The 15,503-nt window shown below is 70.4% G+C and carries 13 protein-coding genes; 3 read left to right on the top strand and 10 right to left on the bottom strand.

Annotated features, from left to right (window positions below; genetic code table 11):
* Positions 1 to 27 precede the first annotated feature (27 nt).
* From E4P42_RS13320 to E4P42_RS13310, 3 genes are read left to right on the top strand one after another with little or no spacing between them, the layout of a single operon-like run.
* Entirely contained in the window at positions 28 to 1,104 is a 1,077-nt protein-coding gene (locus E4P42_RS13320) for an endonuclease domain-containing protein (RefSeq protein ID WP_245234009.1), read from the top strand.
* Positions 1,085 to 1,747: a hypothetical protein gene (locus tag E4P42_RS13315; RefSeq protein ID WP_167759480.1), complete on the top strand. Its 663-nt coding sequence runs from the start codon at positions 1,085 to 1,087 to the stop codon at positions 1,745 to 1,747. The genes E4P42_RS13320 and E4P42_RS13315 overlap by 20 nt, the downstream gene beginning before the upstream one ends.
* Positions 1,747 to 4,911: a helicase HerA domain-containing protein gene (locus E4P42_RS13310; protein WP_135126537.1), complete on the top strand. Its 3,165-nt coding sequence runs from the start codon at positions 1,747 to 1,749 to the stop codon at positions 4,909 to 4,911. Before E4P42_RS13315 ends, E4P42_RS13310 begins: the two co-directional genes overlap by 1 nt.
* Positions 4,912 to 4,997: 86 nt before the next feature.
* Here the strand turns inward: E4P42_RS13310 and xypA are convergent, their stop codons facing one another.
* Genes xypA through E4P42_RS13260 form a run of 10 tightly spaced genes read right to left on the bottom strand, consistent with a single transcriptional unit; the run spans position 4,998 to position 15,429 of the window.
* Positions 4,998 to 6,053, bottom strand: a complete 1,056-nt coding sequence (gene xypA, locus E4P42_RS13305; protein ID WP_135126536.1) for a sugar ABC transporter xylitol/L-sorbitol-binding protein XypA — start codon at positions 6,051 to 6,053, stop codon at positions 4,998 to 5,000.
* A gap of 31 nt (positions 6,054 to 6,084) precedes the next feature.
* Entirely contained in the window at positions 6,085 to 7,134 is a 1,050-nt protein-coding gene (locus E4P42_RS13300; protein WP_135126535.1) for a substrate-binding domain-containing protein, read from the bottom strand.
* Positions 7,135 to 7,186: 52 nt separating this feature from the next.
* Positions 7,187 to 8,158, bottom strand: coding sequence for an ABC transporter permease (locus E4P42_RS13295; RefSeq protein WP_245234011.1), 972 nt, complete (start codon positions 8,156 to 8,158; stop codon positions 7,187 to 7,189).
* A 59-nt stretch (positions 8,159 to 8,217) separates the two neighbouring features.
* Positions 8,218 to 9,771, bottom strand: a complete 1,554-nt coding sequence (locus E4P42_RS13290; RefSeq protein WP_135126533.1) for a sugar ABC transporter ATP-binding protein — start codon at positions 9,769 to 9,771, stop codon at positions 8,218 to 8,220.
* Entirely contained in the window at positions 9,768 to 10,829 is a 1,062-nt protein-coding gene (locus tag E4P42_RS13285; RefSeq protein WP_135126532.1) for a zinc-binding dehydrogenase, read from the bottom strand. The genes E4P42_RS13290 and E4P42_RS13285 overlap by 4 nt, the downstream gene beginning before the upstream one ends.
* Positions 10,823 to 11,590 carry an SDR family NAD(P)-dependent oxidoreductase gene (locus E4P42_RS13280; protein ID WP_135126531.1) on the bottom strand — a complete coding sequence of 256 codons (768 nt, stop codon included), beginning with the start codon at positions 11,588 to 11,590 and terminating at the stop codon, positions 10,823 to 10,825. The genes E4P42_RS13285 and E4P42_RS13280 overlap by 7 nt, the downstream gene beginning before the upstream one ends.
* Positions 11,587 to 12,615 (bottom strand): NAD(P)-dependent alcohol dehydrogenase, encoded by a 1,029-nt coding sequence (locus tag E4P42_RS13275; protein ID WP_135126530.1) that lies wholly within the window; start codon positions 12,613 to 12,615, stop codon positions 11,587 to 11,589. Before E4P42_RS13275 ends, E4P42_RS13280 begins: the two co-directional genes overlap by 4 nt.
* Positions 12,612 to 13,256, bottom strand: a complete 645-nt coding sequence (locus E4P42_RS13270) for a ribulose phosphate epimerase (RefSeq protein ID WP_135126529.1) — start codon at positions 13,254 to 13,256, stop codon at positions 12,612 to 12,614. Before E4P42_RS13270 ends, E4P42_RS13275 begins: the two co-directional genes overlap by 4 nt.
* The gene (locus tag E4P42_RS13265) at positions 13,253 to 14,740 is read right to left on the bottom strand and encodes an FGGY family carbohydrate kinase (protein ID WP_135126528.1); all 1,488 of its coding nucleotides are present in this window, start codon (positions 14,738 to 14,740) and stop codon (positions 13,253 to 13,255) included. The genes E4P42_RS13270 and E4P42_RS13265 overlap by 4 nt, the downstream gene beginning before the upstream one ends.
* Complete coding sequence (locus E4P42_RS13260) at positions 14,737 to 15,429, bottom strand: SIS domain-containing protein (protein ID WP_245234008.1); 693 nt, start codon at positions 15,427 to 15,429, stop codon at positions 14,737 to 14,739. Before E4P42_RS13260 ends, E4P42_RS13265 begins: the two co-directional genes overlap by 4 nt.
* Positions 15,430 to 15,503: the final 74 nt, after the last annotated feature.

The following is a 15,503-nucleotide window of genomic DNA, read 5'->3' as shown; positions in this document are numbered from 1 at the left end:
CCGACGGTCACCACACCGGGAGAGCCGATGCCCGACGGGACAGCAGCCGGGCCGGCTGTCCCGGGCCTGCCCGTCGACCGGGTGGTGCGGATCGCCGGCGTGACGTTCGAACAGCTCGCGGTCGTGCTGCACCCGCAGCCGCCCGGGGCGCCGGTGGTGATCCGCTACCGGGTGCCGCCGGGCCTCCCCACCACGGCCGCCGTGGTCGACGCTGCCCTCGACCGCCTCGAGCAGGTCGCCCGCGCGCTGTTCCCGGCCTGGCTGCCCGACGCCGAGCTGCTGTCCTCGGCCAGTGACCACGACCGTCGGGTGCTGCGGATGCTCGCCCACCGGCGGGCCGCTCACAGCGCGCACTTCGGCCCGTACCTCGCCGCGATGGCCGATGCGGCGCTGTGCGCGCAACCGTGTCTGTCGCGATTCGATCCCGACACGCGGACGCGAGGCCTGGTGCGCATCCTGGCCGACGCCTACGGACGCGATGCGCTCGTCCTGCTCGCCGAGTGCCCGTCCGACCTCGAATCCGTGGATCAGCAGCGGATCGCCGCGGCGCTGGAGTGGCTGACCCAGCACGGCGGCGTCGGGGTGTGGCTGGCCGCCGACGCGCTGGCCGACGTCGACCGCATCGGCACCGTCACGCTGACCGCGCCGCCGGTGGCGACCGGGCTCTCCCGCGCCGGCGCGCCGGGACCGGCCGCCGACTTCCCCGCGCCGGTCGGCCGCCCGCACCCGGCCAGCGCGGCCGAGCAGGCGCTGGAGCGGGCGCTGTCTCGCTGTGACTGGGCGGTCGGCCGGCAGTGGAACCAGACCCGCAGCGGGCATCCGCTGGTACCGCTCATCCGGGTCGACCTCATGTGGCCCGACGAACGCTGTGTCGTGGAGATCGACGGCCCCGACCACCGCGGCGCGCTGAAGTACGCCGACGACCGCCGCCGCGACAACGCGCTCACCCTCGACGGATTCGCCGTGCTGCGCTTCACGAACGAGGAGGTGGCCGACGACCCCGTCCGGGTGTTGGGCACTATCGAGGCACTGTTGAATGCACGACGGAGATCCAGCGCACGACGACAGCAGAGAGGCGACCCGCGTGACCGTGGCCCCCGATGAGCTGACCGGCACCGAACAGGCGGTGCTGCTGGTGCTGATGGCCGAATGCCGGCCGGTGCCCAACCCCGAATTGAAGACGCTCGGCCCCGAGCTGAAGAAGTCCTACCGCGACCGGCTCCGCGACAAGAAGCTGATCGAGGTGTCGTCGGGCACGCCGATGGTGCTCGAACTCACCGACGAGGGCTGGCGGCTGTGCCGGGAGCTGTTCGGCACCGAGCCGCCGCTGGGCGTGCGCGGGCAGAACAAGGCGCTCTACACGCTGATGAAGGGGTTGGGCCGCTACTTCGACCGGGCCGATCTCGCGCCGGCCGACGTGTTCGCCCCTGCGCCGCCGGACTCTGTCGCCACGCCGGTCGACTCCGCCTCCGACCAAGCCCCGGGCGACGACGTCGAGGGCCGAATCCGTGCCGCATACGGCCGGTTGGCGTCGCGCGCGGGTGGCTGGGTCGGCCTGGCGGCGCTGCGCGACGAGCTGGCCGACGTGGGCCGCGGAGCGCTCGACGCGGCGCTGCTGCGGCTGGAGCGGACACCCGGCGTGAGCCTGATCCCCGAGGAGAACCAAAAGACGTTGACCGGCGCGGACCGCGCGGCAGCGGTGCGAATCGGCAACGAGGACAACCACCTGATCGCGATCGAAGCCTGATGGAATCCACACACCACGACGCGCTCACCGCCCTGCGGCTCAACTTCGTCATGAGCCTCGACGACATCTGGCACGCCCAGAGCTCCCATATCGGCGGGCTGCACGAGCATGCGCTGGCCGACGTGATGGCCGCGTACGGCGACGCGGAACGCGACCCCGGAGCCAAGCCGCTTGGCGTCGTCATCCGCGGCCGCGCCGGATCCGGCAAGACGCACCTGCTCGGTCAGGTGCGCGAGCGGGTGCAGGCGGCGGGCGGATTCTTCTTCATGATCGAACTGCTCGACGCGGTGAGCTTCTGGCAGTCCGCGCGCGGCGGCATCCTGGAGAGCCTGGGCCGGCCGGGCGCCGAACGCGAGACCCAACTCAAGGACCTGCTCTGGCGGCTGTCGTCGATCGCGCACATCTCGCGGGCGGCGCGCCGTGCGGTCATCGGCGACGAGGACCTGACGCCGGAAATCCTCGACGAGTTCGTCGTCGCGATGGTCAAGGCACACCGCGAGTCCCGCGAGTACCGGCACACGTTGCGGGCGCTGGTCCTGTTGGGCGCCACCGACATGGGCCTGCAGGACATCGGCGAGGCCTACCTGACCTCGAGCGACGACGCCGGCGGCGAGGATCGCGCCGAATGGGGTCTGCGGGTGGCCGGCAAGACCCCGCAGGAGACCGTGCGCGACATCTCGCGGCTGGTGGCACTGGCCGGCCCTGCGGTGCTGGGCGTCGACCAGATCGACACGCTGCTCGCCCAATCCGCTTCTCGCACCGAGGCTCCCGAGTCCGGCGACAACCGCGACCTCGAACACGTCGCCCATGGCCTGATGGCGATCAAGGAGGCGATGCGGCGCACCGTGCCCGTGGTGGCGTGCCTGCCGAGCGTGTGGGAGCTGATCCGGGAACGGGCGACGGCGACCGTGTCCGACCGGTTCCGCGAAACCCGGGTGCTCGAGCGGCTGCCGAGCGCGGACGTCGGCCGGGCGATCCTCGAGCGCAGGTTTGCCGCCGGCTACCACGCGAGTGGATTCACCCCGCCCTACCCGTCGTGGCCGATCCTGCCGTCGGCGTTCGACGACGCCCCCGAGTACACGCCGCGCCGGCTGTTGCAGCGCGCCGACGAACACATCCGCGACTGCCTGCGAAGTGGCTCGCTGGTCGAACTCGCCCACCTCACCGACGAGACGCCCCGTGACACCGACGACAAGGGCATCGACGACAAGGGCGCCGACGACGGCCCGGTCGACGTCAGTGAACTGGATCGCCGGTTCGCCGCCTACACCCGCCAGGCGGTCGTGGCCGCCCCTCTTGACCCCGACGGCGAGGACACCGCGATGCCTGCGCTGCTGGCCGCCGGGCTGGAGGCCTGGATCACCGAACGCGGCGACGACGGCCAGAGCTTCCGCATCGACTCACCGCCCGGCACCCGGGTGGTGTTGCACGCCCGGTTGCGGCAGAGCCTGGACGCCACCACCGACGACGAGCGGCACTGGGCGTTCCGGGCGATCGCGCATTCCCACCCGCTCGCCGTGCAGAACCGCATCAGGAAAGCCTGGGATGCAACAGGTATCGGATCGGACCCGGACCGACGCCGGTTGGTGCTGCTGCGCAACGGCCGCTGGCCGTCGGGCACGAAGACCGCGGCCCTGATCGCCGAGGTGGAGGCCGCGGGTGGGCGGACGCTGCCGATGAGCGAGGCCGACCTCCGCACGCTCACCGCACTGCGCGATCTGCTCGACGAGAACCACCCCGACCTGCCGGAGTGGCTGCAGCAACGCCGACCCGCCCACGGCGTGGCGTTCCTGCGCGAGGCGCTCGGTGAGGTGGCCGGCCCACTCCCGAGGGGCGGCGACACGACGGTTGACGAACCTGTTGTCGAACAACATGATTCGAGCCTGCCCGCCTACGCCGGCGTCGAGGACTCCCCCCGCGACGTGCCGCTGGGCTTCGACACCGCCGACCGTCCGCTGACGGTCGACCTGGCCGCGCTGCGCAAGCACACCGCGATCTTCGCCGGCTCCGGTTCGGGCAAGACCGTGATGATCCGGCGGCTCATCGAGGAGTGCGCACTGCGCGGTGTGTCGGCGATCGTGCTCGACCCGAACAACGACCTGTCGCGGCTGGGTGACCGGTGGCCCACGCCGCCGGGCGGCTGGAACACCGCCGACGAAGCCCGCGCCGAGCAGTACCACGCGGGTACCGAGGTCGTGGTGTGGACGCCGCGCCGCAACGCCGGGCGCCCGCTGTCGTTCCAGCCGTTGCCCGACTTCGCGGGGGTGCTCGACGACCACGACGAGTTCGAGGAGGCCGTCGACTCCGCGGTGGGCGCGCTCGAGCCGCGCGCGCTGATCGCCGGTAACACCGCCAAGGCCAACCAGTCGCGGGCGGTGCTGCGGGAAGCGTTGCGGCATCATGCGCGTCAGGAAGCCCGTCGCGGGTCCCCCGCCACGCTGCCCGGGTTCATCGGGATGCTCGCCGAACTGCCCGACGGGGTGAGCGAACTGCCCAAGGCGCCGAAGCTGGCCGCCGAGCTGTCGGCGAACCTGCACGCGGCAATGGTCAACGACCCGATGTTCGGTGGCCACGGCGACCCCGTCGACCCGGGGCTGCTGCTGACGCCGTCGCCGGGCTGCCGGGCCCGGGTGTCGGTGATCAGCATGGTCGGGCTGACCAGTGATCAGCAGCGCGAAGGGTTCGTCAACCAGTTACAGATGGCGCTGTTCTCCTGGATCAAACGCCACCCGGCCGCAGACCGCCCGCTGGGCGGTCTGCTGGTGATGGACGAGGCGCAGAACTTCGCGCCATCGGACCGCTACACCGCTTGCACCAGAAGCACTTTGGCGCTGGTGTCGCAGGCCCGCAAGTACGGCCTGGGGCTCGTGTTCGCCACCCAGTCCCCGCGCGGCCTGCACAACTTCATCCCGGGCAACGCCGCCACCCAGTTCTACGGACTGCTCAACGCGCCCGCCCAGATCACCGTGGCGCGGGAGATGGCCCGCGCCAAGGGCGGCGACGTCCCCGACATCAGCAAGCTGCGGGCCGGCAACTTCTATGTGGCGCTGGAAGGCAACGCGTTTCACCGCATCCGGGCGCCGTGGTCGCTGTCGCACCACCCGCAGAGCCCGCCCACCACCGAGGAGGTGCTTGAGCTGGCCCGGCGGCCGCTGGGCTGCTAGCGCCTCGCCAAAAGCTCAACATGGAAAGCGGGGCCGGTCACCAGCTCGAGGCAATGGTGACCGGCCCCGCCGTCTGGGGGGAACCGTCAGGACTGCGCTTCGGTCTGACCGGGGATGCCCTCGTAGGCGATGTCGCCGCTCTCGAGGTTCTTCTCGGTCAGCTCGACGAGCCCGTCGAGGAACTTCTGCCGCTCGGTGACGACGTGCTGGATCGCGACGTCGACGTTCTCCTGGGTGATGGCCGGCATGACGTAGACCGGATCGGTCTTGACCTCTTCGCCCTTGGCCAGCGCATTCGCCACGGCCAGACCCGCCGACAACTCGACGGTGCCGTTCTGCAGCGAGGTGCCGATGAACTCACCGCTCTTGACGGCGTTCAGACCGTCCTCGATGCCGTCGATGCCGACGATCGGGACACCGGTGCGGCCCGCCTCCTTGAGTGCCTGCAGGGCGCCCAGACCCATGTCGTCGTTCTGCGAGACCACGCCGTCGATCTGGTTGCCGAACGACGAGATCCAGTTCTTCATCTTGTTGACGGCCTCATCGCGCTTCCAGTTCGCGGTGTCCTTGGCCAGCACCTTGATGTCCGGATACTTGGCGAGCACATTGTCGATGCCCTTGCCGCGGTTGATCTCCCCGGAACCGCCCAGCGGGCCCTGCAGGATCACGATGTTGCCGCGGCCGCCGAGGCGGTCGGCCATCATCTGCATCTCCTGCTCACCGGCGGCCACGTCGTCGGGCTGCACGTTGCCGGCCAGGTCGGGGGTGTCGAGCGCGGCGTTGACGGCCAGCAGCGGGATGCCCTTCTCCTTCGCCGAGGCCACCTGCGGGCCCAGCGAATCCGCCTGCACCGGAACGACGATGATCGCGTCGACGCCCTGGTTGATCAGCGAGTCGACCTGGCTGGCCTGCGTCGCGACATCGTTGTTGGCCGAGTTCCACACCAGCTCGATGTTCTTGGCCTTGGCATAGGTCTCCATGCCTTCTTTGCCCTCGGTGATGAACGAGCTCATGTCGTACACCGTCACGCCGATGCGGGTGGTGTCGCTGTTGGCCGCGGTGTCACCCGCGCCGCAGGCCGTCAGGCCCATGCCCAGCGCGCCGGCCGCGGCCAGGACGCCGATCTTCTTCGTCAGTCTCATCGGATGGTCACTCATTCTCTCGTTCGGTTGATCAGGACTGCGTCTGACCGGGAATGCCCTCGTAGGCGATGTCGCCGGTCTCGAGGTTCTTGTTGGTCAGTTCGGTGAGGCCGGCCAGGAAGTCGGCCCGCTTGGTGACGACGTGCTCGATGGCGACGTCGACGTTCTCCTGGGTGATGGCCGGCATGATGTAGACGGGCTTGGTGTTGACCTCTTCGCCCTTGGCCAGCTTGTTGGCCACGGCCAGGCCGGCGGACAGCTCGACGGTGCCGTTCTGCAGCGAGGTGCCGATGAACTCACCGCTCTTGACGGCGTTCAGGCCGTCCTCGATGCCGTCGATGCCGACGATCGGGACACCGGTGCGGCCGGCCTCCTTGAGCGCCTGCAGGGCACCGAGGCCCATGTCGTCGTTCTCGGCCACCACACCGTTGATCTGGTCGCCGAAACCGGAGATCCAGTTCTTCATCTTGTTGACGGCCTCATCGCGCTTCCAGTTCGCGGTGTCCATCGCCAGCACCTTGATGTCCGGGTACTTGGCGAGCACGTTGTTGATGCCCTTGGTGCGGTCGATCTCGCCGGACTGGCCCAGCGGACCCTGCAGCACGACGATGTTGCCGCGCCCGCCGAGGCGGTCGGCCATCATCTGCATCTCCTGCTCGCCGGCGGCCACGTCGTCAGGCTGCACGCTGGCGGCGACGTCGGGGCTGTCGAGTGCCGCGTTCACCGGAACCAGGGGGATGCCCTTGGCCTTCGCCGAGGCGACCTGCGGGCCGAGCGAATCGGCTTGCACCGGAACGACGATGATCGCGTCGACGCCCTGGTTGATCATCGAGTCGACCTGGCTGGCCTGGGTCGCCACGTCGAGATTGGCCGAGTTCCAGATCAGTTCGATGTTGTTGTCCTTGGCGTACTGGTCCATCCCCTCCTTGCCGGCGGTGATGAACGAGCTCATGTCGTACACCGTGACGCCGATGCGGGTGGTGTCGCCGTTGGCCGCGGTGTCACCCGCGCCGCACGCCGTCAGCCCCAGGCCGAGCACGGCCGCGGAGGCGATGGCGAACGTCTTTGTCCCCAGTTTCATGTGCCTTCTCTCTCGTTGATTTCCGGTGTGGGTGAAACAGCTGCGTGGGTGGTCATGTCCGGCGCTTGGAGGACCACACGTCGATCGCGACCGCGGCGACGATCAGGGCGCCCATGATCACGTTCTGCCAATAGGCGGGCACCACCAGGATGTCGAGGCCGTTGTTGAGGGTCTGGATCATGAACAGGCCCAGCACCGTTCCCCAGATGGAGCCGCGGCCGCCCATCAGGCTGGCGCCGCCGATCACCACCGCGGCGATCGCATCGAGTTCGTAGCCCTGTCCCAGGTTCGGAGGTCCGGAGATGACGCGGGAGGCCAGCATCACGCCGGACAGGCCGGCCAGCAGACCGGAGAACGCGTAGACGCTGAACAGCACGTTCTTGGTGTTGATACCGGCGATCTCGGCGGCGTTGCGGTTGCCGCCGACGGCGTAGACGCGCATGCCGTAGGTGGTGCGCTTCATGATGATGGCCAGCGCGATGATGCCGAAGATCATCAGCAGCACCGGGATCTGCAGGCCGAGGATCTTGGTGTTGGCGATCGAGCCGAACTCCGCGGGCAGCCCGTTGATGGGCGCGCCGCCGCCGATCACATAAGCCATGCCGGATCCGGCGGTCAGTGTGCCGAGCGTCGCGATGAACGGTGGGACGTTCAACCGGGACACCAGGATCCCGTTGAGGGCGCCGACGGCGAGGCCGACCAGCATCGCCACCGTCACGGTCATCCACACCTGACCCGGGTTGGCGGCGGCGGTCGCCGCACCGGCCATCGCCGACACCGCGATCACGCTGCCCACCGACAGGTCGATGCCGCCGGTCAGGATGACCAGTGTCTGCCCGAGCGCGATCAGCGCGAACGGTGCGGCGGCGACCAGGATGGTGACCAGGTTGTCCATGGTGGAGAACCGGGCGCTGCGGTAGCTGAAGTACGCGATGACCATCAGCAGGATGATGACCATTGCGTAACGCAGCGCCAGGCCGGCGAACCAGTCCCGGGAGAACAGCTTCACCGGTTCGCCGGTCATCGGGGAGGCGACCGTGGTGGCGCCGCCCGACCCCTTGCCGTCTTTGTTGAGTTGGGTGGTCACGTCGTCGTCTCCTGTGCGTTCTCGGTCGGTTGGGCGGTGCTGTCGGTTCGGGTGTCCAGCGCGGTGGCCATGCGGAACACCGACTCCTGGACCTCGGGGTGGTCGAGGGCGTCGCGGTCGAGCTCGCCGACCAGGGCACCGCCCCGCATCACGAACGCGCGGTGCGACAGGCCGACGACCTCGGGCATGTCCGAGGAGGCCATCACCACGGCCATCCCCTGCGCGGCGAACTCGGTGATGATGCGGTAGATCTCGCTGCGCGCGCCGACATCGACGCCGCGGGTCGGTTCGTCGAGCAGCAGCACGTTGACGGTGCCGGTCAGCCAGCGGGCCAGCACCACCTTTTGCTGGTTGCCGCCGGACAGCGTGCCGACCTCCTGGCCGAGGCCGCGGCTGCGCAGCCGCACCGACTTCATGACGTCGGAGACGGCGGTGGTGCGGGACTTGCCCTTCAGCCAGCCTGCGACGGAGAACGACGACAGCCGCGGCAGCGAACCGTTGTCGAGCACGTTCATCGACAGCACCACGCCGGACAACTTGCGGTCCTCGGGCACCATCGCCATCCCGGCGGTGATGGCGGCGGCCGGATGATTGCGCTTGACCAGCTTGCCGCGCACCGTGATCTCGCCGGCCGAGGAATGCCGGGCGCCGAAGATCGCCTCGAGCAGTTCGGTGCGCCCGGCGCCGACCAGCCCCGCCAGGCCGACGATCTCACCGGACTTGACGGTGAACGACACCGGACCCGAGGCGCCCTCGACCTGAAGGTCGCGGACCTCGAGCACGGTCTCGGCACCGGGTTCGGGCCGATCGGGGAACAACGCATCGAGTTCGCGGCCGATCATCGCGGTGACGATGTCGTCGTCGGTGACGTCGGCGATGCCTTTGTCCAGGATCAGGCCACCGTCGCGCAGTACCACCACCCGGTCGGCGATGGCGCGGATCTCGGCCATCTTGTGGGTGGTGTACACCATCGCCACGCCGTGCTCCTTGAGCTGACGCACGATCTTGTACAGGCCCTCGACCTCGCGTTCGGAGATCGCCGAGGTGGGCTCGTCGAGCATCACCACCTGGGCGCCGGTGCGGGCGGCCTTGACGATCTCGACGATCTGCCGCAGCCCGACGGGCAGGCTGCCCATTCGCGCCGATGGGTCGATCGCCACGCCGAACACCGCCAGCGCGTCGCGGGCCTCGTCGATCATCGCCCGCCGGTTGAGGAACGGGCCGGTCTTGATCTCCCGCCCCACGAACAGGTTCTCGTAGACCGTCATGTCCTCGATGGAGGCGAGCTCCTGGGGCACGATGGCCACCCCGTGCTTGACCGCATCCTTGGTGTTGCCCGCCGTCAGGTGGGCGCCCTTGACCGTGACGGTGCCGTGGTCGGCGGTGTACTGACCGCTGATGATCTTCATCAGCGTCGACTTGCCTGCGCCGTTCTCCCCCGCGAGCGCGGTCACCGTGCCGGGCTCGAGGTTCAACGTGATGCCCTTGAGCACCGGCACCCCGCCGAAACTCTTCTCGATGCCGGCGCATTCGAGCAGTGCCTGGGTCATGCCCCACCTCCTGTGGCCCCGACGGTCACGAGCACTTTGACGTTCTCCGGATCGGCCGAGGCGGCGAACGCCTGTGCGGACTGCTCGATCTCGAACTCGGCGCTGATGATCTCGTCGATGGGCACGGCGCCGGAGGCGAGCAGGTCGATGGCGGCGGTGAAATCCTCCCGCACGAACATCAGGTTGCCGATCAGCGCCAGCTCACGGTCCTGGATGAGACCCAGCGGCACCGGGGTGGCCCCTTCGGCGACACCGACGATCATCACCGCGCCGCCCTTGTCCACCAGATCGACGGCCTGGGCCACGGACGACTCACGGGACACGCAGTCGATCACGACGGCCGCCGGAGCACCCAGCAGTTCGAGCGCGGTCTGGACGGCGTCGGGGGCGGCGGGATCGAAGGTGCCTGCGGCGCCGAGCCGTTCGGCCCGCTCGCGTTTGGAGGCCAGCAGGTCGGCCACCACCACCTTGGCCCCGGCGTGCCGGGCGGCCAGCAGGACGAACAGCCCGATGGGGCCGGCGCCGATCACCACGACGGGGCGGCCGGCGAGGTCGCCCACCGCCTCGGCGGCCCGCCGCACGGTGTGCACGGGGGTGGCCAGCGGCTCGACCAGGATGGCGTGCCGGTCGTCGAAGTCGTCGGCCAGCGGGATCAACCGGTCGACGGCGACGGTGAACGAGTCGGCCAGCGCGCCGGGGGTCTGGCAGCCCAGCACCAGCAGGTCCTTGCAGATGTTGTAGCGCCCGGCGAGGCACTGCGCGCACCGGCCGCAGGCCAGGTTCGGTTCAACCACGACGCGGGTGCCGACCCAGGACGCGTCGACGCCCTCACCCACCGCGTCGACCACGCCGACGGCTTCGTGACCCGGCCGGTACGGCAGGTCGATGAACGGGTGGCGGCCGCACGCGGCGTGCAGGTCCGAACCGCAAATGCCGACGATGCTGGTGCGCACCCGCGCTTCGCCGGCGCCGGGCAGCTCCTCGTCGACGGTCTCGATGGTGATGTCATCGAGCGCGCTGACGACGACGCGTCTGTTGAGAGCGGCGGTCTCTACCATGCGGTGTACCCGCCGTCTGCGACCAGCACGGAACCGGTGATGAACGATGCCGCGTCGCTGGCCAGGAACACCACGCTCGGCGCGATCTCCTCGGGCATCGCGTAGCGCAGCATCGGGGTGTCGTCGATCCAGTGCTGCTTGAACTCCGGGCGGTCCACCGGGGCCATCTCGGTCTTGCAGTAGCCCGGGGCCACGGCGTTGACCCGGATGCCGAGCGGACCCCATTCGGCGGCGAGCGATTTGGTGAGGTGGTGGACGGCGGCCTTGGAGGCGTTGTAGGCCGGCTGCATCTGCGGGCGGTTGACGATGATCCCGGACATCGAGCCGATGTTGATGATCGACCCACTGCCCCGCTCGCGCATGTGCGCGCCGGCGGCCAGCGAACACGCCCACAGCGCCTTGACGTTGAGGTCGAAGACGTCGTCCCACTGCTTTTCGGTGACGTCCCAGGACTCGGCGTGGTAGCAGGTGCCGGCGTTGTTGACCAGGATGTCGAGGTGGCCGAGCGCATCGATCGCCTCGGCGGTCATCCGGTCCACGTCGGCCTGCCGGGTGATGTCCGCGGTGATCGGGTGCAGGGTCAGGCCCTCGGCCGCCGCTTCGGCGACGGTCTTGTCGTTGCGTTCGGCGCTGCGGCCCGAAATGGCCACGCGGGCACCGGCTTCGGCGAGCCCGAAGGCGAAGGCCCGGCCCAGGCCCTGGTTACCGCCGGTCACCAGGGCGGTGCGGCCGGAGAGGTCGAACGGGTTGTTACGCGTCATGAGGGGTTCACAATCGACTTGAGGCTGGCAGGGTCGGTATCGCTGTCGAGGGCTTCGGCCACGTGCTCGAGGTCGTAGCGGCCGGTCACCATGGCGTCCAGGTCGACGGCGCCGGACTGCACGAGATGGATTGCCGCGGGCCACGTGTCGGTGTAGCGGAACACGCCGGTGACGGTGATCTCGAGGTTGGCGATGTGGCTGACCGGCAGCGCGTACTCGTCGGCGCCCATCCCGACCAGCACTACCCGGCCTGCGGGCCCGACGGCCTTGATGCCGCTGACGACGGCCGCCGGCACGCCGGTGGCGTCGACGAAGGCGTCGACGGGCTCGATGGCCGAGACGTCGACGACGGTGGGGTCGAGCACCTCGGTGGCGCCGAACTTCAGCGCCTTCTCGCGGCGCGACGCGACCAGATCGGTGACGACGATGCGTGAGGCCCCGAAAGCGCGGGCGGCCTGCGCGCAGATGACCCCGATGGGGCCGGCGCCGGCGATCAGGATCGACGACCCGGGGACGATCCCCGCCTTACGCATCGTCGTGATCGCCACCGACAGCGGTTCGAGCAGTGCGGCGGCGTCGTCGGACATCGAGTCCGGGACGGCGTGGGCGAAGTCGTCGTCGATGAGGACGTAGCGGCAGAATGCCCCGTCGATCGGCGGGGTGGCGTAGAACTTCATCTCCGGGCAGAGGTTGTAACGCCCCGCCTTGCACTGCCGGCAACGACGGCACGGGTGCTGGGGTTCCACGGCGACCCGCTGGCCGACCCGGCCCGGGTCCACGCCGTCGCCGACCACCGCGATGCGCCCGGACAGTTCGTGGCCGAGGATCATCGGGTCCTCGACGACGAAGTCCCCGATCCGGCCGTGCCGGTAGTAGTGCACGTCCGAGCCACACACCCCGACCGCGGCCACCTCGACGAGCACCTGGTGTGGTCCGGGCGTGGGCACCGGGCGCTCTTCGATGCGCAGGGTGCCGGGCCCGGTCATGACGCTGGCCCGCATCGTGCCGTCGACTGTTGTTGTCATGTCGCTTCCTTTCCTGAGGATGGCAGCAGGGCGCGCCCGACCACCATCGAGGCGACGCCGGCCGTCAGGCACAGCGGCGCGATGTCCTCGGTGACGCCCCCGTCGACGATCACCGGTAGTTCGGCCGCACACGCGGCGACGATGGCCAGCCGGTCGAGCCGGCAGCGGCCGCGCGTGCCGGGTTCGATCAGCATCACCAGCACCCCGTCGACGGCGGCCGGCCAGTGCGGTGTGGTGATCCCGTTCCACTCCTGCCACAGCGTGATCCACGCCGCGCTGCCCGCGTCCCGGATCTGCGCGGCGCGGTGGTCGGTGAACGCGGCCCAGGGCAGGAACACCTTGCCCGGGCGGTGTGCCAGCACGCCGGGCAGCGTGGCGTCGACGAAGTCCGGCGAGCCGATGAGGTGCACGTCGGCCACCGCCGGGCCGACCGTCTCGGTGATGCCGGCCAGCTCGGTCGGGCTCACCCCGGCGGGCAGTCCCTCGGCGGCGGCCATCACGTCGAGGTGGATGTCGAGGCCGGCCTCGGCCATCGCGCGCGCGGTGGCGATGCGCTGTCCGGGCGCCACGGCATAGAGGCTTCCGGCCAGCTTCCCCGGGTAGTCGTGGTGCCACGACGCCAGCGCGGCGGGGGCCGTCACGACCGGTCCCCCGCGTCCAGCAGCGGTGAGGCGGCCAGTTCGGCCCAGCGCGCGCGCAGCGCGCCCAGGTCACGCCCGGTACGCCGCGGCGCCACCCGGTGGCGCACCTCGGGCTGCCACCGCTTGGCCAGGTCGGTCAGGCCGGCGACGTCGGCCCCGGTGGCCACGGCCGCGGCCTGGACGCATGCGCCGCGGGCGGTGGCCTCGTCGGCGTCGAGGACGGTGACCTCCTCGCCGAGGAGGTCGGCCAGCAGTTGCAGGGTCGCGGCCGAGCGGGTGCCGCCACCGACCGCGGTCGCCGCGCCGCTGACGTCGACTCCGCAGTCGAGCAGGTGGTCGCGGGCGCTCATCAGCGAGAGCAGCGGACCCTCGACGAAGGACCGGGCGAGCTCCTCGCGGGTGGTGTGCGACGTCAGGTCGGCGAATGCGCCGCGGGCGTCGGGCCGGTCGGGTTTGCGTTCGCCGTCGAGGAACGGCACCAGCACCGGCCCCTGTGTGTCCCCGGCGGCCAGCGCCAGCCCGGCGAGCCCGGGCAGATCGGTACCGAGCAGCCGGGCGGCGACGTCACTGACCCGCGCCGCGTTGAGCGTGCTGACCAGCGGCAGGTAACCGCCGGTCAGGTCAGCGACCCCGTCGACCATGCCGGATTCGTCGAAAACCGGTGTGCGCGAGGCGGTGGCGACGACGCCGGACGTGCCGATGCCGATGTACTGGTCGCCGTCGCGCAGACCCAGGCCGAGATAGGCGGTGTGCTGATCGCCGCCGCCGGGGCCGACCAGGATGTCGCCGTCGAGGCCCAGCGCTTCGGCGGCGGTACTGCGCAGCAGACCCGCCGGCGTGCACGGGCCGAGTACCGTCGGCAGCATGCCGGCCCAGTCCCGCGGGCCCGCCGCCATGTCGAGGTAGTCGGTGATCCACTCGCCGGTGCTGATGTCGAAGTACCCGGTGCCCGACGCCTCGGACCGGTCGGTGACCCGCCGGCCGGTGAGCCAGTGCGTCAGGTAGTCGTGCGGCAGCAGCATGGCCGCCGTCCGGTCCAGCACCGCGGGTTCGTGGTGTGCGACCCAGGCCAGCTTGGCGATGGTGAACGCGGCGGTCGGGGTGGACCCGATACGGCGGGTCCAGGCGCGGGCGCCGATCCGGTCGTGCAGGGCGGCCAACTGGGGCGCGCCGGTGGTGTCGTTCCACAGCTTGGCGGCGCGCACCGGGTTGCCGTGCTCGTCGAGCAGCACCAGTCCGTGACACTGCGCGGCCACCGAGATGGCACGGACGACCGGCCGGGTGCGGCAGGCGTCGAGGGCCGCGCGGGCGGCCGTCACGAGCGCCGACACCCACTCCAGCGGATGTTGTTCGCTGCACGGCGGGAACGCCGGCGGGTGCGGGGCGCAACCTGCGCCCAGCAGGGCCCCGGTGGTCAGCTCGCGCACCTCGACCTTGCACGATTGGGTGGACGAATCCACGCCCAGCACAGCGAGTTCGGTCATGCGCTCACCACCGGGGCCGATTCGTCACCGGGCCGGTGGCCACGCGCGCCGACGCCGCCGGCCGGGTGGCTGTGCACGACGTCGTGCAGGGTGTGCCCGCGCAGCGCCATCGCCACGACCGCCAGCGCGTCACCCCAGGCTCCGACGGCCAGGGTGCTGCCCATCGCGATCATGTCGCCGGGGTCCGCGCCGGGGGCGGTCGCGGGCAGCGCCACCACGCACGAGGCCGCGGCGGCGAACGGGGACCCAGCGTCCTCGGTGACGGCGACCACGGGCACGCCGCGCTCGACCAGCCGGCCGGCCAGTCCGGTCAGCTCCGCGGAGCGTCCGGTCTTCGAGAGCGCCAGCACCAGATCGTGAGGGGTGATCGCGCCCATGCCGCCGTGCAGGGCGTCGCCCGCGGGCAGGTACACCGCGGGTGTGCCGCACACCGACAGCAGGTGGGCCAGCCGCTCGGCCATGATGCCCGACGTACCCGCGCCGGTGGTCACCACTTTGCCGGTGACCGCGAGCATGCGGCGGGCCACCGCCACCACACCGGATGCGACGCTCGGTTCGGCACGGGACTCGGCACCGGCGGCCAGCGCCGCGACCGCGGCGGCTTCGCGGGTGAACACCTCACCGGCGAGTGTGGCCAACCCCCCGTCGTCCGTGCCCTGGTGCAACTCCGCCTCCGCGCTGGTGCTCATCTGCTCGACTACACAACTCATGTGATTGGTTGTGGCGTGGATCATGCTATGGCCTATGCTCACATGTCAACGCG

Source organism: Mycobacterium sp. PS03-16 (assembly GCF_004570325.1).
GTDB lineage: Bacteria > Actinomycetota > Actinomycetes > Mycobacteriales > Mycobacteriaceae > Mycobacterium.
Note: the sequence above shows the minus strand (reverse complement) of the source record. Positions and strands in the feature narration are given on the sequence as shown.